Source organism: Streptomyces sp. NPDC048481, assembly GCF_043200075.1.
Taxonomy (GTDB): Bacteria; Actinomycetota; Actinomycetes; order Streptomycetales; family Streptomycetaceae; genus Streptomyces.
In genome coordinates, this window is record NZ_JBICXC010000001.1 from 520,310 (window position 1) to 537,259 (window position 16,950).

Below are 16,950 nucleotides of genomic sequence, written 5' to 3' on the forward strand. Positions count from 1 at the left end.
AACCCGGCCCCGGCGGCGTTACCGTGGACGGGCACCACACCTAAGGAGTCCCGCGCCATGGAGCACCACCCCGCAGCCGCCTGGTTCGGCCAAGCCGCCGTCGCCGCCCAGCAGCAGGGGGCGGGGAATCTGCTCCGCGTCGTACTGATCGTGATGATTCTGGGCTGTGTGCTCACCGCGTGGTTTCTGCTGCGGGGCTACAAGCGGAAGGACGACTGAGCTGTCGCGAAGGTTCCCAATGGCGGAGTCGGCGTGATCGCCGCCGAGCCTCACGCTTACCATGGGCCGACGTCTTTCCCGCCTTCCCCCACTCTCGGTCCCGGCCGAGCGGGGGGACCTCCATCGGATAGGTCCTGCCGAAGATGAGCCTTCACAGCGCCGCTGCCCAGTTGGTCACCCTCGCCGCCGAGGGCGAGGAGCACGGTGGCAACCACGAGAGCCTCAGCCCCCTGGTCACCGGTGGCAGCGCGTTCCTCATCCTGCTGCTCCTGCTGTGGATCACCACCCGCTTCAACCGCGACCGCTGAGACGACGCGTGTTGAGCGACGGGCAGCACGGCATAGCGGGACGCTCCGGACAGGCGCCGGCCGGAGCCCCGGAAACGGGCCGGTAGGGTCTGCACGCATGGGAGAGCAGGACATGCCTACCGGCCCGAGGAATCCGGGCAAGCGCCGCCTCGGCGTCATGGGCGGAACGTTCGATCCGATCCACCACGGACACCTCGTGGCGGCCAGTGAGGTCGCCGCGCAGTTCCACCTGGACGAGGTCGTGTTCGTGCCGACCGGGCAGCCGTGGCAGAAGAGCCACCGCAGTGTCTCCCCGGCCGAGGACCGCTATCTGATGACGGTCATCGCGACCGCCGAGAATCCGCAGTTCTCGGTCAGCCGCATCGACATCGACCGCGGCGGCCCCACCTACACCGTGGACACCCTCCGCGACCTGCGGGCCCTCAATCCCGACACGGACCTGTTCTTCATCACCGGCGCCGACGCCCTGGGCCAGATCCTGACCTGGCGGGACAGCGAGGAACTGTTCGCCCTCGCGCACTTCGTCGGCGTCACCCGGCCCGGGCACAACCTCATGGACCCCGGCCTGCCCGAGGGCGGCGTCTCGCTCGTCGAGGTCCCCGCGCTCGCCATCTCCTCGACGGACTGCCGTGCGAGAGTCGCCAAGGGCGACCCCGTCTGGTATCTGGTGCCCGACGGAGTCGTGCGCTACATCGACAAGCGCGAGCTGTACCGCGGCGAGTGAGCCGAGAGGGGTACCGGTGAACGACCGACACGACGCGGGATACGGGGACGGCCAGTACGAACTCGTCGGCTACGACGAGTACGGACAGCCCGTCTACCGCCAGATCCCGCAGGTCCCGCCCCGGCAGATGCCGCAACAGTCCTACGGCGACGGCGGGCAGGGACACCAGGGCTACCCGGGCCCGCAGGACCGCCAGGGGCAGCAGCGGGGGTACGCGGGACAGGCGCAGCAGGGGCAGCAGGGCCAACAGCCGTACGGCTACGACCTGTACGCCACGGGCGGACAGCAGCAGACGCCCGCCCACGACCCGTACGGCTCCTACGAGACCGGTCGTCAGCCGGCCGCGTCCGGTTACGACACGGGCGGCCAGGCCCCCGCCGGCTACGACCCGTACGGCGCCGCCACCCAGACGCCGTACGACCCCTACGGCCAGACCGCCGCCGGCGGACAGCAGCCCCGGGGCGAGCAGCCCCGTACCGCCGAACAGACCGCGTACATCCCCCAGCAGGCCGGTCCCGCCGAGACCGGGTCCTTTGACACCGGCGCCTTTGACACCGGGTCCTTCGCGACGGAGACCCCGGAGGCAGGGGAATCCGAAGCCGGGGCTTTCGACGCCGGTCGCGAAGCCGGTGACCCGGACCGGGCCCGCGGGAGGGCCGACGCCCCCTCGGGGGACCAACCGGACTACCGCACCGAGCAGTTCGCGTTCGTGGAGGAGCAGGCCGGTGACTCCGAGGACGTCATCGACTGGCTGAACTTCACCGAGAACCGCACCGAGCGCCGCGAGGAGGCCAAGCGCCGCGCCCGCAGCCGCGTCGTGGCCCTCGCCGTGGTACTGGCGCTGGTCGCCGTCGGGGGAGTGGGCTACCTCTGGTTCGCCGGCAAGCTGCCCGGCCTGTCGTCGTCCTCGGACCCGGACGCCAAGACCGCCGCCGCCGGTGCGCAGAAGCGTGACGTGGTCGTCGTCCACCTGCACAACACCGCGGGCGGGAGCACCTCCACGGTGCTGCTCGTCGACAACGCCACGACCAAGCAGGCCACCACGGTCCTGCTGCCCAACTCCCTCGTCCTCACGAACGACGACGGCGCCACGACCACACTCGCCAAGTCCGTCGACGACGACGGCTCCGCCGGGACGCGCGAGGCGCTGGACACGGTGCTGGGCACCAGCATCGAGGGCACCTGGCGGCTCGACACCCCGTATCTGCAGAACCTCGTCGACCTCGTCGGCAACATCGAGGTCGACACCGACGCGGCCGTGCCCGACCCGGCCGCAAAGAAGGGCCAGGCTCCGCTCGTCCCCAAGGGCGGGGACCAGACCCTCAGCGGCAAGATGGCCGTCGCCTACGCCACCTACCGCGCCCCGGGGGAGCCCCAGAACGCCCAGTTGCAGCGGTTCGGCCAGGTCATGCAGGGCGTGCTGCGCAAGGTGTCCTCCGACGCGCAGGGCGCGACCGTCACGGTCCAGACGCTGGCCCAGATCCTCGATCCCTCCCTGACGGACAAGGACCTCGGCGCCTTCCTCGCCCGGCTGGCCGAACTCGCCAAGGGCGGCGACTACAAGACCGCCCTGCTCCCCGTCCAGAACGACGGCACCCTCAGCGCGGCGGCCAGCGCGAGCGTCGTCAAGGACGTCCTCGGCGGCACCGCGAAGAGCCCGGACAAGGGCGCCGCCGTCAGCGTGTCCGTCCAGAACGCCAGCGGCGACAAGGCCGACACCGAGGACGCGCGCGTGGTCCTCCTCAACGGCGGCTTCACCTTCCTGGACGCCGGCACCCCGTCGGGCACCGAGGCCGCCTCCCGGGTGCTGTACTCCGACCCCGCCGACAAGGAGAACGCCACCGAGGTCGCCAAGACCCTGGGCCTGGACGCCGGCGCCGTGAAGAAGGGCGCCGTCTCCGGGAACGCGGACGTGGCGGTCGTCCTGGGCGAGGACTACAAGCCCTCCGCGACCGGGTGAGCCGACCGGCCGTCCCCCTGGTCCGCGCCCTGCGGGCCGGGGAAGAGGGCTGGGGGAGAGGGCCGGGTGGGGCCGGAGTCGGGCGCCTGTCCGCGCGGTCCGCTCATCGCGTGGGGTGGCGTCGGCGGTCCGTGAGACCCTTGAGGACAAGTGTCCGCCGACGGAAAGCCACGTAGTGACCGCCACCGACCGCTCCATCGAGCTCATCCAGACCGCCGCGCAGGCGGCCGCCGACAAGCTCGCGCACGACATCATCGCCTACGACGTCAGCGACGTGCTGTCGATCACGGATGCCTTCCTGCTGGCCTCCGCCCCCAACGACCGCCAGGTCAAGTCGATCGTCGACGAGATCGAGGAGCGCCTCCAGAAGGAACTCGGCGCCAAGCCGGTACGCCGTGAGGGCGACCGCGACGCCCGCTGGATCCTGCTCGACTACGTCGACATCGTCGTCCACGTCCAGCACAGCGAGGAGCGCGTCTTCTACGCCCTCGAGCGCCTGTGGAAGGACTGCCCCGAGCTGGAGCTGCCCGCCGACGCCCAGGCGACCCGCGGCAAGGCCCAGGAGCACGCCGAGCTGCAGGCCGAGGAGGACGCCGACGCCGGATTCGGGGACCTGCGGTGACTGCCCGCGCCCGGAGCGCCGCGTCCCGCGAGCCGGGGCGCGGCCGTCGCGTCATCCTCTGGCGGCACGGCCAGACCGCCTGGAACGTGGAGCGCCGCTTCCAGGGCACGACCGACGTCGCACTGACCGAGACCGGCGTGGCCCAGGCCCGCCGCTCCGCCCGGCTGCTGGCCTCCCTCCAGCCCGACGCGATCGTCGCCTCGGACCTGTCCCGCGCCGCGAACACGGCCGCCGAGCTGGCCGCGCTCACCGGGCTCGCAGTCACCCACGACGAAGCCCTGCGCGAGACGTACGCGGGTTCCTGGCAGGGGCTGACGCACGAGGAGATCATCGCCCGCCACGGTGCGGAGTACACCGCGTGGAAGCGCGGTGAGCCGGTCCGCCGCGGCGGCGGGGAGCTGGAGACCGAGGTGGCCGACCGCGCCGCCCCGGTCGTGCTGCGGCACGCCGAGAAGCTGCCCGAGGACGGCACGCTCGTCGTCGTCAGCCACGGCGGCACCATCCGCACCACCATCGGCCGCCTCCTCGGCCTGGAGGCGCACAACTGGGAGAGCCTCGGCGGCCTCTCCAACTGCTGCTGGTCGGTCCTCGGCGAGGGCGCGCGCGGCTGGCGTCTGCTGGAGCACAACGCCGGCACCCTGCCCGAGCCGGTGCTCGGCGACGACGACTGAGCGGCCGCTCGGCCCGCGGGGGCCGGATTTCACTTTCCGGCAGGTCGCAGGCTAAAGTTCTTCTTGTTCGCACCGCGGAGCGGGAAGAACGCAAGGGGCTATAGCTCAGTTGGTAGAGCGCCTGCATGGCATGCAGGAGGTCAGGAGTTCAATTCTCCTTAGCTCCACAGATCGATCGGTTCGATCAGTCGATGGACACTCTGTTGAGTTGTCAAAGATCGATGGAGCCGGTGAGAGCCGGCCGAGACCGGTTCACGAAGATCCCGTCCCTCAGGGGGCGGGATTTTTTGTCGTCTCCCTCCGCAGCAGGGCCGTGCGGCGGGCCGTCTCCTCGTCGTCCGGCGTGTAGACGACGATCCGGCACTCCGGCATCCCGTCGATCGACAGGGACGTGGACGTCATCCGCAGCTCGCCCACCGTCCCGTGCCGGAAGGCCTTCACGCGTCGGCCCGGCTCCGCCACGTCGCCGGAGGCCCACAGCTGCGCGAAATGGGGACTGGCCTGCGCCAGCTCGGCTATGAAGCCCTCCCAGGCGGGCTCGCCCGCATGCAGCCCGTACGACGCCCGCAGGGTGGCCACCATCATCCGCAGCTCACGGTCCCGGAAGAGCAGCGGGCAGTCCTCCTCCGGCACGGTGAACAGCCGCCACATGGCGTTCGCCGGCACCCGTGCGGCCGCCCCGGCCGTCGGCGCGATGAACAGGTCGCGGTAGACGGCGTTGGCGGCCAGGATGTCGTAACGCGAGTTGTAGACCACCGCCGGGCGGGGCGCCAGGGCGTCGATGATGCCCCGGATCTCCGCACCCACGCTCTGCACCAGCGCCTCGGGAGGAGACGCGAAGGGCACCTCCGCCAGGTGGTACAGATGCTCCCGCTCCGGCGGGTCGAGGCGCAGGGTGCGTGCCACGGCGTCGAGGACCTGCGCGGAGGCATTGATCGGCCGCCCCTGCTCCAGCCACGTGTACCAGGTGACGCCCACCCCCGAGAGCTGGGCGACCTCCTCGCGCCGCAGTCCCGGTGTGCGCCGCCGCAGACCGGGCGGCATCCCGACGTCGCCCGGTGTCACGCGGGCGCGCCTGCCGCGCAGGAAGGCGGCCAGCTCGGGCCTGCGGCGATGTGCCCGGCCCGCGCCGGGCGGGTGCCCGGTCTCTCCTCCTGCTCCGGCCGCCGTCCTCGGCTTCCCGGCGATCCCCGCCTCCGGGCCCGCCCACGCCACCGTCGCCACGATGCGCGGCGTCACGCTTCCCGCCATGCCGTTCCCCGTCGTCACGTTCCCCACGTCCCCCATGGTCGATCCCCCGTCCGGCGTCTGCCAGGTGCTGTCAGTACCAGCATCGGCGGGCTCTCGGCACCCGTACCGGATCCTCGTCACGCTCGACGGCATGACGACGACTTCCGGGACGAGCCCGGTCCCCGCACCCGTTCCACCCGTTTCACGTCCTGTCGCCAGTAAAGCCCCCGCCACTGACAATCGGCCCCGGCGGTTGCTGGCGGTCGTGCTGGCGGCCCAGTTCATGGCACTGCTCGACGTCTTCATCGTGAACGTCGCGGCCCCCACGATCGGTTCCGACCTGAACGCCTCCGGCGCGGACCTGCAACTGGTCGTCGCCGGCTACGCCATCACCTACTCGGTGCTGCTGATCACCGGCGCGCGCCTCGGCGACCGGTTCGGGCACGGCCGGGTCCACCTGGTCGGGCTCGCGCTGTTCACCGCGGCGTCGCTGGCCTGCGGACTGGCCGGCGGGAGCACCGAGCTGATCGTGTTCCGGCTGGTGCAGGGCGCCGGGTCGGCGGTGATGATCCCGCAGGTGCTCAGCCTGATACAGCGCACGTTCACGGGCGAGGCCCGGGTGCGGGCGCTGGGCGTCTACTCGGCGGTGATCGCCGTCGGCGCGGCGGCCGGGCAGGTGGTGGGCGGCGTGCTGGTCAGCGCCGACCTGCTGGGCGCCGGCTGGCGGCCGGTGTTCCTCGTCAACGTGCCGGTGGGCCTCGTCCTGCTGGCCGTCGGCAGGCGCGTACTGCCGCGGGGCGGGGGCGTGGGGCGGGAGTCGGTGGGGCGAGCGGCGCGCGAAGGGGCGCGCGGGTCGGACTGGCCCGGTCTCGTGCTCCTGGGCGCGGCCGTGTCGCTGGTCACGGTGCCGCTGGTGCTCGGGCAGGACGAGGGCTGGCCGTGGTGGTCCTGGCTGTCGCTGGCCGTCGGCGCGCTCGTGTTCGTCGCCTTCTGCGGCTACGAGGTGCGACTGGCCCGGCGCGGCGGTTCCCCGTTGATCGCACCGCGAGTGCTGCGCCACCCGGGGATGGGCCTGGCCGTGCTGCGCGTCATGGCGGTGATGGCGGTCAACGGCGGCTTCCTCTTCGTGCTGACGCTGCACGTCCAGGGCGGCCTCGGCTACAGCGCGCTGCGCGCCGGGCTCACGTTCGCGCCGACCGCGGTCGTCTTCGGGGTGGTCGGGCTGACCTGGCGCAGGTGGCCCGAACCCTGGCGGCGGTCGCCGGCCACGGTCGGTTTCGTGCTCACCGCGCTGTCGGTGACCGGTGTGGGTCTGGCCTTCGAGGGCGGCGACCACGGGGGCGCGTGGCTGTTCGTCGCGTACGCCGGCGTGGGCGCCGGACTCGCGCTCGCCTTCGGCCCGACGCTGACCGGGGCGCTGGCGGCGGTGCGGCCCGAGGACGCGGCGGACGCCAGCGGGCTGCTCGCCACGGTGACCCAGCTGGGGCAGCTGATCGGTGTGGCGGTCTTCGGCACACTGTTCTTCAACCGGCTTGAGTCACTTGGGGCCCCGGCGGCGTATACCTCTGCGGAAGCGCTTCTCACATGCATGTTCGCGCTCGCTACGACAGCAGTCCTCGGTGCCGTGTCCGGACTGGTACTGAGGCGTCGCTGACCGTATTGCTCCGGCCGTGGCAGAATCAAACGGCCGGAAGGGGGCGCGGCCCGACGGGAGGGAGTAGCGATGCCTGCGAGCATCCTCGGAGAGGTCGGCCATCTCTCCGAAGCGGCGTTGACACGGGACAAGGCCACCCGGCTCAGCTGCCCCTCCTGCGGTTCCGGTCATGTGGCCCTGGTGCTCGGCGACAACGGCGGGACTTCCTACGTGTGCACGGCCTGCGGCCACAGCTGGAGCTGATCGATGGGTGCACACAGGCGAAAGTGCGACTGGTGCGGCAGCGGCACCCCGATCGTCCGTGACATGGAGCCGGTCAACCCCGACTACCAGTACTGGTGCGAGGAATGCGCGCGGGCGCTGATCATAAAGGGCGACCCGATCGAGACCTACCGGGAACTGGAGGGCGAGCCGATCTACGGGCGTCTGCTGGAGGAGCACTGCACGCTCAAGCGCTTCTATTCGTTCGTCACCGCCTGACGGCCTTCTGCGGGAATCCGCGCCGCAGAACGGTCATGCAGGGCGAAATCGGGCAGGGTGGAAACGATTTGGTGCTCCACCCGTCGTACCGGTAATGTTGGCGTCGCCGCCGGGGAAACCGGGCGACACGGTCGATGAACGGCTTCGCCGTTCGACCATGAGGGGCTATAGCTCAGTTGGTAGAGCGCCTGCATGGCATGCAGGAGGTCAGGAGTTCAATTCTCCTTAGCTCCACAGCAGATCCCGCCGGATCGGATGCGATCCGGCGGGATCTTTTTTGCGTTCAGGGGCCGTTGACACACGCGTGTGGGGGCCGCCTGTTGTCAGGCGGCCCCCACACGCGTGCGGCCCTCGTCCTTCGTCCCCGGCTCTCAGTCGTGGCGGGGTGTACCGCTCAGCGGCCCAGGGCCCGTCGGCCGCGGCCCTGGGAGAGGACCGGGAGGTTGCGGGCCGGCGCCTGCGCGCGCGTGTCCTCCTCGATGCGCAGGGCCAGCGCCGGACAGCGACGCACCGCGCGTAGAGCCTTGGCCTCGGCGTACTGCGGCACCTTGGCCTGGGCCACCGTCGGGAAGCCGTCCGCGCCGAGCTGGAAGACCTCCGGGAGGATGTCGGCGCACAGGCCGTGCCCGCGGCACAGCGTCCAGTCCACGAAGATCTTCTGGCGGCTGGAGCCGCTCTCCTCCGGCGCGTTGCCGCTCGTGATGCCCGCCGGGGCCATGCCCGCCTCGAAGAGCGGCAGAACGCCCTCCACGGGCCGTCCGCAGCCGTTGCCGAGGACATGCGCGGCCAGGTCGTCGGTGAACGCCTTGATGGTCGACTCGAGGAACATCGCGGAACCGTCCGGATGCGAGCAGGCCCCGCGTCGCTTGACGTTCTTGGCGACCTGCTTGAGCGCCTCCAGGGCGGCGGGGCCGCCTCCGTTGAGGATGTCCTCCATCCCGCGCGCGGCGGCGGGCAGACCCAGGTAGCAGGGACCGCACTGGCCCGCGCTCTCGTCGGCCAGCCACTGGGCCACGCGCAGCGACTCGCCCAGGGGGCAGGTCTCCTGGCTGATCGGCAGGATCGCGCCGGCGCCGAGCGCCCCGCCCACCGCGTCCAGGGAGTTGCGGGAGACGATCGCCTCGTTGACCGTCGCCGCGTCGATCCACTTGCCGTGGTACCCGCCGGTGAGCACGCCCTGGGGCACCGGCGGGGCGCCGGCGAGTTGCAGGACGTAACGCAGCGGGACGCCGGTGGGGACCTCGATCACCATCGGGCGGGCGACGGCGCCGGAGACCGTCAGCATGACGGTGCCCGGCTCGTCGTAGAGGCCGGTGTTGCCGTAGCGCTCGGGGCCGATGCGGGCGGCGATGGCCAGCTGCGCGAACGTCTCGGCGTTGGACAGCAGCGTCGGCGCGCCCCCGACGCCGTTCTGCGAGGCGCTGACCTTGCGGCCGGGCGGGATCGGCGGGCCGCCGTCGATGGAGCGGACCAGCGACGCCGCGGCGCCGGTGACCATGCGGATGGGGTTGCGCTGGACGAATGCCTTCAGCGCCGATCTGCGGCCGTTGCTGAGGCCGCGTTCGGCGAGGGCGGCCTCCATGGACCGCTGGGTGGATTCGCGGGTGACCCCCACCACGAGCGTGCGGGCTCCCAGCGCCTCCGCGACCAGCAGCGCGCCGTCCAGGATGAGATGCGGGGCACGGTTGATCAGCACCGTGTCCTTGCGGCAGGCCGGTTCGTCCTCGCTGCCGTTGACGACGACGACCGGGCGGACGCCGCGCTTGATCGCGGCCTCGGCGACCGAGCGCAGCTTCTTGTGGAAGGGGAAGCCCGCGCCGCCGCGGCCCTTCAGGTTGATGTTCTCGGAGAGCTTCGCGAGGGCCTCTCCGCCCAGGGGTTCGAGCGGCCCGTGCACCTTGAGGTGCATGGGCAGATCCAGTCGTTCGACAAGGTCGAAGCCCGACGTGAGCTGCGGAAGGCCGACCACGCGGACTTCTGGGACGTCGGGCAGGGCCTCGTTCACCTATAGCCTCCGGAAGGCGTGTTCCAAGGTTCGCCCGAACCCGGAGCGTCGAAGGACGCGCCGGGCGATGGTTCACTGGCGGGACCGCTGTTGTACGTGTCGTTCTGGTTGTACGCGCCGTAAGCCTGATTCGTCTCACCGGTGTCGTACACGTCACGTGAGCCGTAGCCGCCGGCGCCCGAATTGCCATAGACCGGGATGTTGAATCCCGTGTCCTGGAGGGGGTCGTAGGCGGACGGCGGGGCCTCGCCGACCGGCGGCGGGGACGGAATCGGCCAACTGCCCGAGGTGCTGCCACCGTTGTCGGTCCGCGGGATCGCCTCGGTGGCCTGCTGGAGATCGAAGGGCATGCCCATGCTTGCCGTCTGGTCGGCCACGTAGGGCTGCTGCTGAGCGCGCGGCGGCGTGTTGACGGCGCGGTAGGCGGCCGCGAAGCCGTTGGCGGGCTCCGGGGTGGCGGGGGTGTCGTACATGGGCGACGCCGGCGGCGACATGCGCGTGGAGCTCATGGTGTCGGTCAGCGGCGAGCGGCCTGAGCGGCCCTCGTAGCCGGGCAGCGAGGAGGACCCGGTCTCCGCCACGCGCGCGCGTGACGCCTCGAGACCGTCCATCTCGTAGCGGTCCTGCGTCCCCAGAAGGCCGGTGATGCGGTCGGCGACCTTGCGCTTGAACGGGCGCGGGGCGGCGCGCAGCGCGAGGGCGGCCATGACGCCCACCAGGCAGAGCTCGTAGGAGATCATGAAGAACGGCTTGGCCGCGCGGCCCGCGTACAGGCCGTGGATGAGGGCCGCGCACAGTGCCGGGTAGGCCAGCATGTGCATCGCGCGCCAGCGGGCGGCGACCTCGGCCGGTGCGGCGAACTGGTTGCGCAGCGCGCCGGTGATGCCCACGAAGATCATGAGGAGCGCGGCCAGGGAGCCGAGGCCGATGAGGCCGGCGCTGCCCTTGACGCCCAGGCTGAAGGGGATCAGCGCGGCGATCAGGACGGTGTGCTCCAGGGCCAGCTTGACGGTGATGTGCACCACGAGGAACGCGATGGAGCCCACGGCGGTCACGCGGTGGACGCCCTGGGCCAGGATCCGCTGACGCGTGTTGAGGATGAGCCGGTCCTGGGCGACGAGGCCCCAGATGACCGAGCAGGTCAGGCATACCAGCGACAGGACGCCCGCACCGAAGTTGAGGAAGGCCTGCACCTGGTCGCCGCCGACCAGCACGACCACGGGTATGAGGACCAGGACGACAGCCGTCGCCAACCCGTAGGCCGACCGGCCGGGCTTGGGGAGCGAGCTGTAACTAGGACGAGGGTTCATGGGGGCAACTCCGAGCAGTTTCGGGAAAGCGGTCCCGCTGCCGAACTCTAAGTGGCTCCATACCGATGGGTACGAGGTTTGAGTTATTGCGTTGTTATGAAACGACAATGTGGCTGGTGTGATGTCCTATAGCGGCTGTTACGCGAAGTAACCATTGGCCTTGGCTCAGCTTCGACCCCCCGTTCTCGCCTCCTCAACGTTGTCGCGACCATGCATACGTAAGTTCGTCGCAGCCTGCTCAAGGCCTGCGGTACCCTAACGCCATGCGTGCTGTACGCCTTCTGCTTAGCGAGCCGCGCTGATCAGTCCCGACCGCCGGTGAACGGACGGTTCGGAATCGGCGCGGCGTCCCCTCCTGTGCGAGGGGATTTTTCGTTTCCTGGACGACAACCCGCTGGCAGAGACGATCGATGGAGCTTTGAGGACCATGAGCGAGACGAACCCCGCTGCCGCCGCTGTCCCGGCAGAGGCCGCGCCGCACCGCTACACGGCTGCCATGGCCGCCGAGATCGAGGCACGCTGGCAGGACTTCTGGGACGCGGAAGGCACCTACGCGGCGCCGAACCCCGAGGGTGACCTGGCCGGCGACCCCGAGCTGGTCGCCCGGCCCAAGAAGTTCATCATGGACATGTTCCCGTACCCCTCCGGTGCGGGCCTGCACGTCGGCCACCCCCTGGGCTACATCGCGACCGACGTCTTCGCGCGCTTCCAGCGCATGACCGGCCACAACGTGCTGCACACCCTGGGCTTCGACGCCTTCGGCCTGCCCGCCGAGCAGTACGCCGTGCAGACCGGCACGCACCCGCGTGTGTCCACCGAGGCCAACATCGAGAACATGAAGGCCCAGCTGCGCCGGCTGGGCCTGGGCCACGACAAGCGCCGGTCGTTCGCGACGATCGACCCGGACTACTACAAGTGGACCCAGTGGATCTTCCTGCAGATCTTCAACTCCTGGTACGACACCGACGCGGACAAGGCACGTCCGATCGCCGACCTGGTCGCCCAGTTCGAGTCCGGTGAGCGCGCCGTGCCGGGGCACACGCGCGCGTGGGGCGAGCTGACCGCCGCCGAGCGCGCCGACGTCCTGAGCGGCTTCCGCCTGGCCTACGCCTCCGACGCGCCGGTCAACTGGTGCCCCGGCCTGGGAACCGTTCTGGCCAACGAGGAGGTCACCGCCGACGGCCGTTCCGAGCGCGGCAACTTCCCCGTCTTCAAGGCCAAGCTGCGCCAGTGGAACATGCGCATCACCGCCTACGCGGACCGCCTGCTGGACGACCTGGACGCCCTGGACTGGCCCGAGGCGATCAAGCTGCAGCAGCGCAACTGGATCGGCCGCTCCGAAGGCGCCCGCGTCGACTTCCCCGTGGACGGCGAGCGGATCACCGTCTTCACCACCCGCCCGGACACCCTGTTCGGCGCGACCTACATGGTGCTGGCCCCCGAGCACCCGCTGGCCGACAAGTTCACCCCGGACGCCTGGCCCGAGGGGACCCACGACGTATGGACCGGCGGTCACGCGACCCCGGCCGAGGCCGTCGCCGCGTACCGCGCGCAGGCCGCCTCCAAGTCCGACGTCGAGCGCCAGGCGGAGGCCAAGGACAAGACCGGCGTCTTCACCGGCGTGTACGCGACCAACCCGGTCAACGGCGAGAAGGTCCCCGTCTTCATCGCCGACTACGTCCTGATGGGCTACGGCACCGGCGCGATCATGGCCGTCCCGGCGCACGACACACGTGACTTCGCGTTCGCGCGCGCCTTCGAGCTGCCGATCACCTGCGTGGTCGAGCCGACCGACGGCCGCAGCACCGACACCTCCACCTGGGACGACGCCTTCGCCTCCTACGACGCGAAGATCGTCAACTCCGCCCACGACGACATCGTTCTGGACGGCCTGGGCGTCGTCGAGGCCAAGGCGCGCATCACGCAGTGGCTGGAGCGCAAGGGCATCGGCGAGGGCACCGTCAACTTCCGTCTGCGTGACTGGCTGTTCAGCCGCCAGCGCTACTGGGGCGAGCCCTTCCCGATCGTCTACGACGAGGACGGCGTCGCCCACCCGCTGCCCGAGTCGATGCTGCCCCTGGAGCTGCCGGAGGTCGAGGACTACTCGCCGCGCACCTTCGACCCGGACGACGCGAACACCTCCCCGGAGACGCCGCTGTCGCGCAACGAGGACTGGGTGAACGTCACCCTGGACCTGGGCGACGGCCCCCGGAAGTACCGCCGCGAGACCAACACCATGCCCAACTGGGCCGGCTCCTGCTGGTACGAACTGCGCTACCTGGACCCGCACAACAGCGAGAAGCTGGTCGACCCGGAGATCGAGCAGTACTGGATGGGCCCCCGCGAAGGGCAGCCGCACGGCGGCGTCGACCTGTACGTCGGCGGGGCCGAGCACGCCGTGCTGCACCTGCTGTACGCGCGCTTCTGGTCGAAGGTCCTGTTCGACCTGGGGCACGTCTCCTCGGTGGAGCCGTTCCACAAGCTGTTCAACCAGGGCATGATCCAGGCCTACGTCTACCGCGACGCCCGCGGCATCGCGGTACCCGCCGCCGAGGTGGAGGAGCGCGACGGCGCCTACTACTACCAGGGCGAGAAGGTCTCCCGGCTGCTGGGCAAGATGGGCAAGTCCCTGAAGAACGCGGTCACCCCCGACGAGATCTGCGCCGAGTACGGCGCCGACACCCTGCGCCTGTACGAGATGGCGATGGGCCCGCTGGACGTCTCACGCCCGTGGGACACCCGCGCGGTCGTCGGCCAGTACCGGCTGCTGCAGCGGCTGTGGCGCAACGTCGTCGACGAGACCACCGGCGAGGTGAGCGTGGTCGACGTCGCGGACGCCGACATCGACGTGGACACCCTGCGGGCGCTGCACAAGGCGATCGACGGCGTGCGCCAGGACCTGGAGGGCCTGCGCTTCAACACCGCCATCGCCAAGATCACCGAGCTGAACAACCACCTGACCAAGGCGGGCGGGCCGGTGCCGCGCACGGTCGCCGAGGACCTGGTGCTGCTGGTCGCGCCGCTGGCCCCGCACATCGCCGAGGAGCTGTGGCGCCGCCTGGGCCACACCGACTCGGTGGTCCACCAGGACCTGCCGGTCGCCGACCCCGCGTTCGTCGTGGACGAGAGCGTCACCTGCGTCGTGCAGATCAAGGGCAAGGTCAAGGCACGCCTGGAGGTCTCCCCGGCCATCTCCGACGAGGAACTGGAGAAGGCCGCGCTGGCCGACGAGGCCGTCGTGAAGGCGCTGGGCGGGGCCGGCATCCGCAAGGTGATCGTGCGCGCGCCGAAGCTGGTGAACATCGTCCCGGCCTGAGACGGACGGCCGCGGCTCGTAGGCCCGCAAGCCGGGGCTCGCGAGTGCCGGCCCCGTCCGGGATCTCAGGCGCTGAAGGCCTGAGACGTCCCGGGCCCCTAGGGGATACGTGCGGGCAGGTTCGGGGTTCCTCTGGAACTCCGGGCCTGCCCGTCTCGTTTACCGTTTGAAGTGCGGCGCGTCCTCGGAGCGCCGGACGAGACCTGGCGGGCCGGAGGAGGAGCTGGTGGAAGCAGTGATCACGATCGTCGCCCTGCTCTTCGTGCTCTTCGTGGCGCTCGGCGTCTACGCCACGGTGAAGGTCGTCGGCGCCGCCAAGCGAGGCGTCGACCGCACCATCACCCAGGCCCGTCGCACGGTCGAGGACCACACCCTGCGAGCCAAGTCCTTCGCGCAGCTCGGTCCGGCCGGCGAGATCGCCCAGCTGCGGCTCGCGCTGCGCACCTCCATGCGGGCCACACAGGACGCCCTGCACGCGGGGGTCGCCGAGGACGAGTCGCTCAAGGAGTCCCTCGGCCTGTTCCGGCGGCTCAGTGCGCACGGGCAGGAACTGGACGCCGAACTCAAGCGCCTGGAGTCCGAACCTGACCGGGCCGCTCTCGCCCAGCGCCTTCCCTCCTTGCGGGAGCGCACCGAGCGCATCACGACATCCGCGGACTCACTGCGCTGGGCGGCCCGCGACCGGGCCCGCCGCTTCGCCGAGGACGATCTCGACTCCCTCAGCACCCAGATCGACGTCGAGGCGGGCGCCCTGCGGCACTGGACCACATCGGATCCCTCCCCGCAGCCCGCCTCCCGGACTTCACCCACCACACCGCCGTGGCCCGAGGCGGCCGCCGCCGACGGGGCGGCGCAGGGACAGGCCTGGCCGGAGGCTCCCGATGCCCGCACCGCGCAGGAGCCCACCCGGCCCGCCATCACCCCCGCGGCGCCGCGCCCCTCCTACCCCTGGCAGAAGAAGCCGCGCCCCGAGAGCACCACCTGACGAGGGCTGCGCGGACGCGAGGTTTCGGGGTCGCCAGGTGTGGCATTTGATTCGGTCAAGGGCGGTCCGGCTGCCAGGGGCCGGGCTGCCGCACGGAGGCTACGCCAGGTAACCTCCAGGTCATGTCCCGCCATGTCGCTATCGTCACGGATTCAACGGCCTATCTGCCGCAGCGGACGATGGAGCGCCACGGCATCACCTCGGTGCCGCTGACCGTCGTCCTCGGCGACCAGGCCCTTGAAGAAGGCAGCGAGATCTCCACCCGCTCCCTCGCCCAGGCCCTGCAGAAGCGACGCCCCGTCACCACCTCGCGCCCCAGCCCCCAGGTCTTCGCCGAGACCTACCGCAAGGTCGCCGAGTCCGGGGCCACCGGCATCGTCTCCCTCCACCTCTCCGCCGAGTTGTCCGGCACCTACGACGCGGCCGTCGTCGCGGCGCGTGAGGCGCCCGTGCCGGTGCGAGTGGTGGACACGGGCATGGTCGCGATGGCGCTCGGCTTCTGCGCGCTCGCGGCCGCGGAGACCGCCGAGTCGGGTGGCACCGTCGACGAGGCGGTCACGGCTGCCGAGAAGCGGGCCGCCGGTACCTCCGCCTACTTCTACGTCGACACCCTCGATTACCTGCGCCGCGGCGGCCGAATCGGCACCGCCCAAGCCCTGTTGGGCTCCGCGCTCGCCGTGAAACCGCTGCTCCAGCTGGAGGGGGGCCGCATCGACCTCCTGGAGAAGGTGCGCACGGCGTCGAAGGCGATCGCCCGCCTGGAGGAGATCGCTGCCGACCGGGCCGGCAGCGCGCCGGTCGACATCGCCGTCCACCATCTCGCCGCTCCCGACCGGGCATCCGCGCTCGCGGACCGTCTGCGATCTCGCGTGCCCGCACTTGTCGATCTGCACGTGAGCGAGGTCGGCGCGGTGATCGGGGCGCACACCGGACCTGGGTTGCTGGGAGTCGTGGTCTCCCCGAAGTAGGGCCGCCCCCGCCGTCCCCACCCGCACGGGTGGCCGAGTTATCCACAACCCGCCGGTTTTCCCCGGAAAACCATCAAGATCATCGCGGTTCGGTGAAGTGCCCGATCCTCGACGCATGGCACTTCGATCACGCTCAAGCGACACGAACGCGACCAGCGGCCCCGGCCGGCCTCCCGGCTCCGACGGCCGTTCCCCACGACGCCGTTCACCAGGCGGCGGCCGAGGCGGACACCGGCACGCCCAGGCCTCGGCGGAGGAAAACCTGCGCCGCGCGGAGGCGCTCTTCGCCGAACGGGCCCGCAGGCAAAGGGACATGGACAGGGACACGCCGCCGGGTGCGTTTGGCGACGGTGTGAGTGGCGGTGGCGATCGCGGGGGTGGAGGCGGTGGAAGCAGCGGAGGAAGCGCCAGTGTGGCCGTGGCTGTGACTCCGGCTGTGGGGGCGGGGCCGGGGCCGGGCGTGGGCTCGGGTGGATGGCGGCACAGGGTCGGCGCGGA

15 protein-coding genes and 2 tRNA genes are annotated in these 16,950 nt (G+C 71.0%); 14 read left to right on the forward strand and 3 right to left on the reverse strand.

Going from position 1 to position 16,950, the window contains the following annotated elements:
* The first annotated feature begins 57 nt into the window (after positions 1-57).
* From ACGFSH_RS02130 to ACGFSH_RS02160, 7 genes are all read left to right on the forward strand, one after another.
* Entirely contained in the window at positions 58-219 is a 162-nt protein-coding gene (locus ACGFSH_RS02130; protein ID WP_393344045.1) for a hypothetical protein, read from the forward strand.
* A 143-nt stretch (positions 220-362) separates the two neighbouring features.
* Complete coding sequence (locus ACGFSH_RS02135; RefSeq protein WP_107450361.1) at positions 363-527, forward strand: hypothetical protein; 165 nt, start codon at positions 363-365, stop codon at positions 525-527.
* A gap of 97 nt (positions 528-624) precedes the next feature.
* A complete protein-coding gene (nadD, locus tag ACGFSH_RS02140) occupies positions 625-1,251 on the forward strand; it encodes a nicotinate-nucleotide adenylyltransferase (RefSeq protein WP_329409786.1) in 627 nt (208 codons plus the stop codon).
* Positions 1,252-1,267: 16 nt separating this feature from the next.
* Positions 1,268-3,211 (forward strand): LytR C-terminal domain-containing protein, encoded by a 1,944-nt coding sequence (locus ACGFSH_RS02145; RefSeq protein ID WP_393344048.1) that lies wholly within the window; start codon positions 1,268-1,270, stop codon positions 3,209-3,211.
* A 175-nt stretch (positions 3,212-3,386) separates the two neighbouring features.
* A complete protein-coding gene (gene rsfS, locus ACGFSH_RS02150) occupies positions 3,387-3,833 on the forward strand; it encodes a ribosome silencing factor (protein WP_393344050.1) in 447 nt (148 codons plus the stop codon).
* The gene (locus ACGFSH_RS02155; RefSeq protein WP_393344052.1) at positions 3,830-4,504 is read left to right on the forward strand and encodes a histidine phosphatase family protein; all 675 of its coding nucleotides are present in this window, start codon (positions 3,830-3,832) and stop codon (positions 4,502-4,504) included. Before rsfS ends, ACGFSH_RS02155 begins: the two co-directional genes overlap by 4 nt.
* A 94-nt stretch (positions 4,505-4,598) precedes the next feature.
* Positions 4,599-4,671, forward strand: a tRNA-Ala gene (locus ACGFSH_RS02160).
* Between the two features lie 103 nt (positions 4,672-4,774).
* Here the strand turns inward: ACGFSH_RS02160 and ACGFSH_RS02165 are convergent.
* Positions 4,775-5,548, reverse strand: coding sequence for a helix-turn-helix transcriptional regulator (locus ACGFSH_RS02165; protein ID WP_393345448.1), 774 nt, complete (start codon positions 5,546-5,548; stop codon positions 4,775-4,777).
* Between the two features lie 337 nt (positions 5,549-5,885).
* Between ACGFSH_RS02165 and ACGFSH_RS02170 the strand changes: the two genes are divergently transcribed.
* From ACGFSH_RS02170 to ACGFSH_RS02185, 4 genes are all read left to right on the forward strand, one after another.
* Positions 5,886-7,388: an MFS transporter gene (locus tag ACGFSH_RS02170; RefSeq protein ID WP_393344054.1), complete on the forward strand. Its 1,503-nt coding sequence runs from the start codon at positions 5,886-5,888 to the stop codon at positions 7,386-7,388.
* A gap of 69 nt (positions 7,389-7,457) precedes the next feature.
* Complete coding sequence (locus tag ACGFSH_RS02175; RefSeq protein ID WP_256914421.1) at positions 7,458-7,631, forward strand: hypothetical protein; 174 nt, start codon at positions 7,458-7,460, stop codon at positions 7,629-7,631.
* 3 nt (positions 7,632-7,634) lie between these two features.
* Positions 7,635-7,868, forward strand: a complete 234-nt coding sequence (locus tag ACGFSH_RS02180) for a hypothetical protein (protein ID WP_003976229.1) — start codon at positions 7,635-7,637, stop codon at positions 7,866-7,868.
* Between the two features lie 161 nt (positions 7,869-8,029).
* Positions 8,030-8,102 (forward strand) — tRNA-Ala (locus ACGFSH_RS02185).
* Positions 8,103-8,262: 160 nt separating this feature from the next.
* Here the strand turns inward: ACGFSH_RS02185 and ACGFSH_RS02190 are convergent.
* Together ACGFSH_RS02190 and ACGFSH_RS02195 are read right to left on the reverse strand one after the other, a co-directional pair.
* Positions 8,263-9,873 (reverse strand): NADH-ubiquinone oxidoreductase-F iron-sulfur binding region domain-containing protein, encoded by a 1,611-nt coding sequence (locus tag ACGFSH_RS02190; protein WP_393344056.1) that lies wholly within the window; start codon positions 9,871-9,873, stop codon positions 8,263-8,265.
* Positions 9,870-11,183: a cytochrome b/b6 domain-containing protein gene (locus ACGFSH_RS02195; protein WP_393344058.1), complete on the reverse strand. Its 1,314-nt coding sequence runs from the start codon at positions 11,181-11,183 to the stop codon at positions 9,870-9,872. The genes ACGFSH_RS02190 and ACGFSH_RS02195 overlap by 4 nt, the downstream gene beginning before the upstream one ends.
* Positions 11,184-11,610: 427 nt before the next feature.
* On the opposite strand from ACGFSH_RS02195, the gene leuS reads away from it, so the two are divergent.
* The 3 genes from leuS to ACGFSH_RS02210 all read left to right on the forward strand — a co-directional run bounded on the left by leuS (position 11,611) and on the right by ACGFSH_RS02210 (position 16,452).
* Entirely contained in the window at positions 11,611-14,499 is a 2,889-nt protein-coding gene (gene leuS / locus ACGFSH_RS02200) for a leucine--tRNA ligase (protein ID WP_393344060.1), read from the forward strand.
* 226 nt (positions 14,500-14,725) lie between these two features.
* Entirely contained in the window at positions 14,726-15,484 is a 759-nt protein-coding gene (locus ACGFSH_RS02205) for a hypothetical protein (RefSeq protein WP_393344062.1), read from the forward strand.
* Between the two features lie 122 nt (positions 15,485-15,606).
* Positions 15,607-16,452 carry a DegV family protein gene (locus ACGFSH_RS02210; protein WP_393344064.1) on the forward strand — a complete coding sequence of 282 codons (846 nt, stop codon included), beginning with the start codon at positions 15,607-15,609 and terminating at the stop codon, positions 16,450-16,452.
* Positions 16,453-16,950 lie beyond the last annotated feature (498 nt).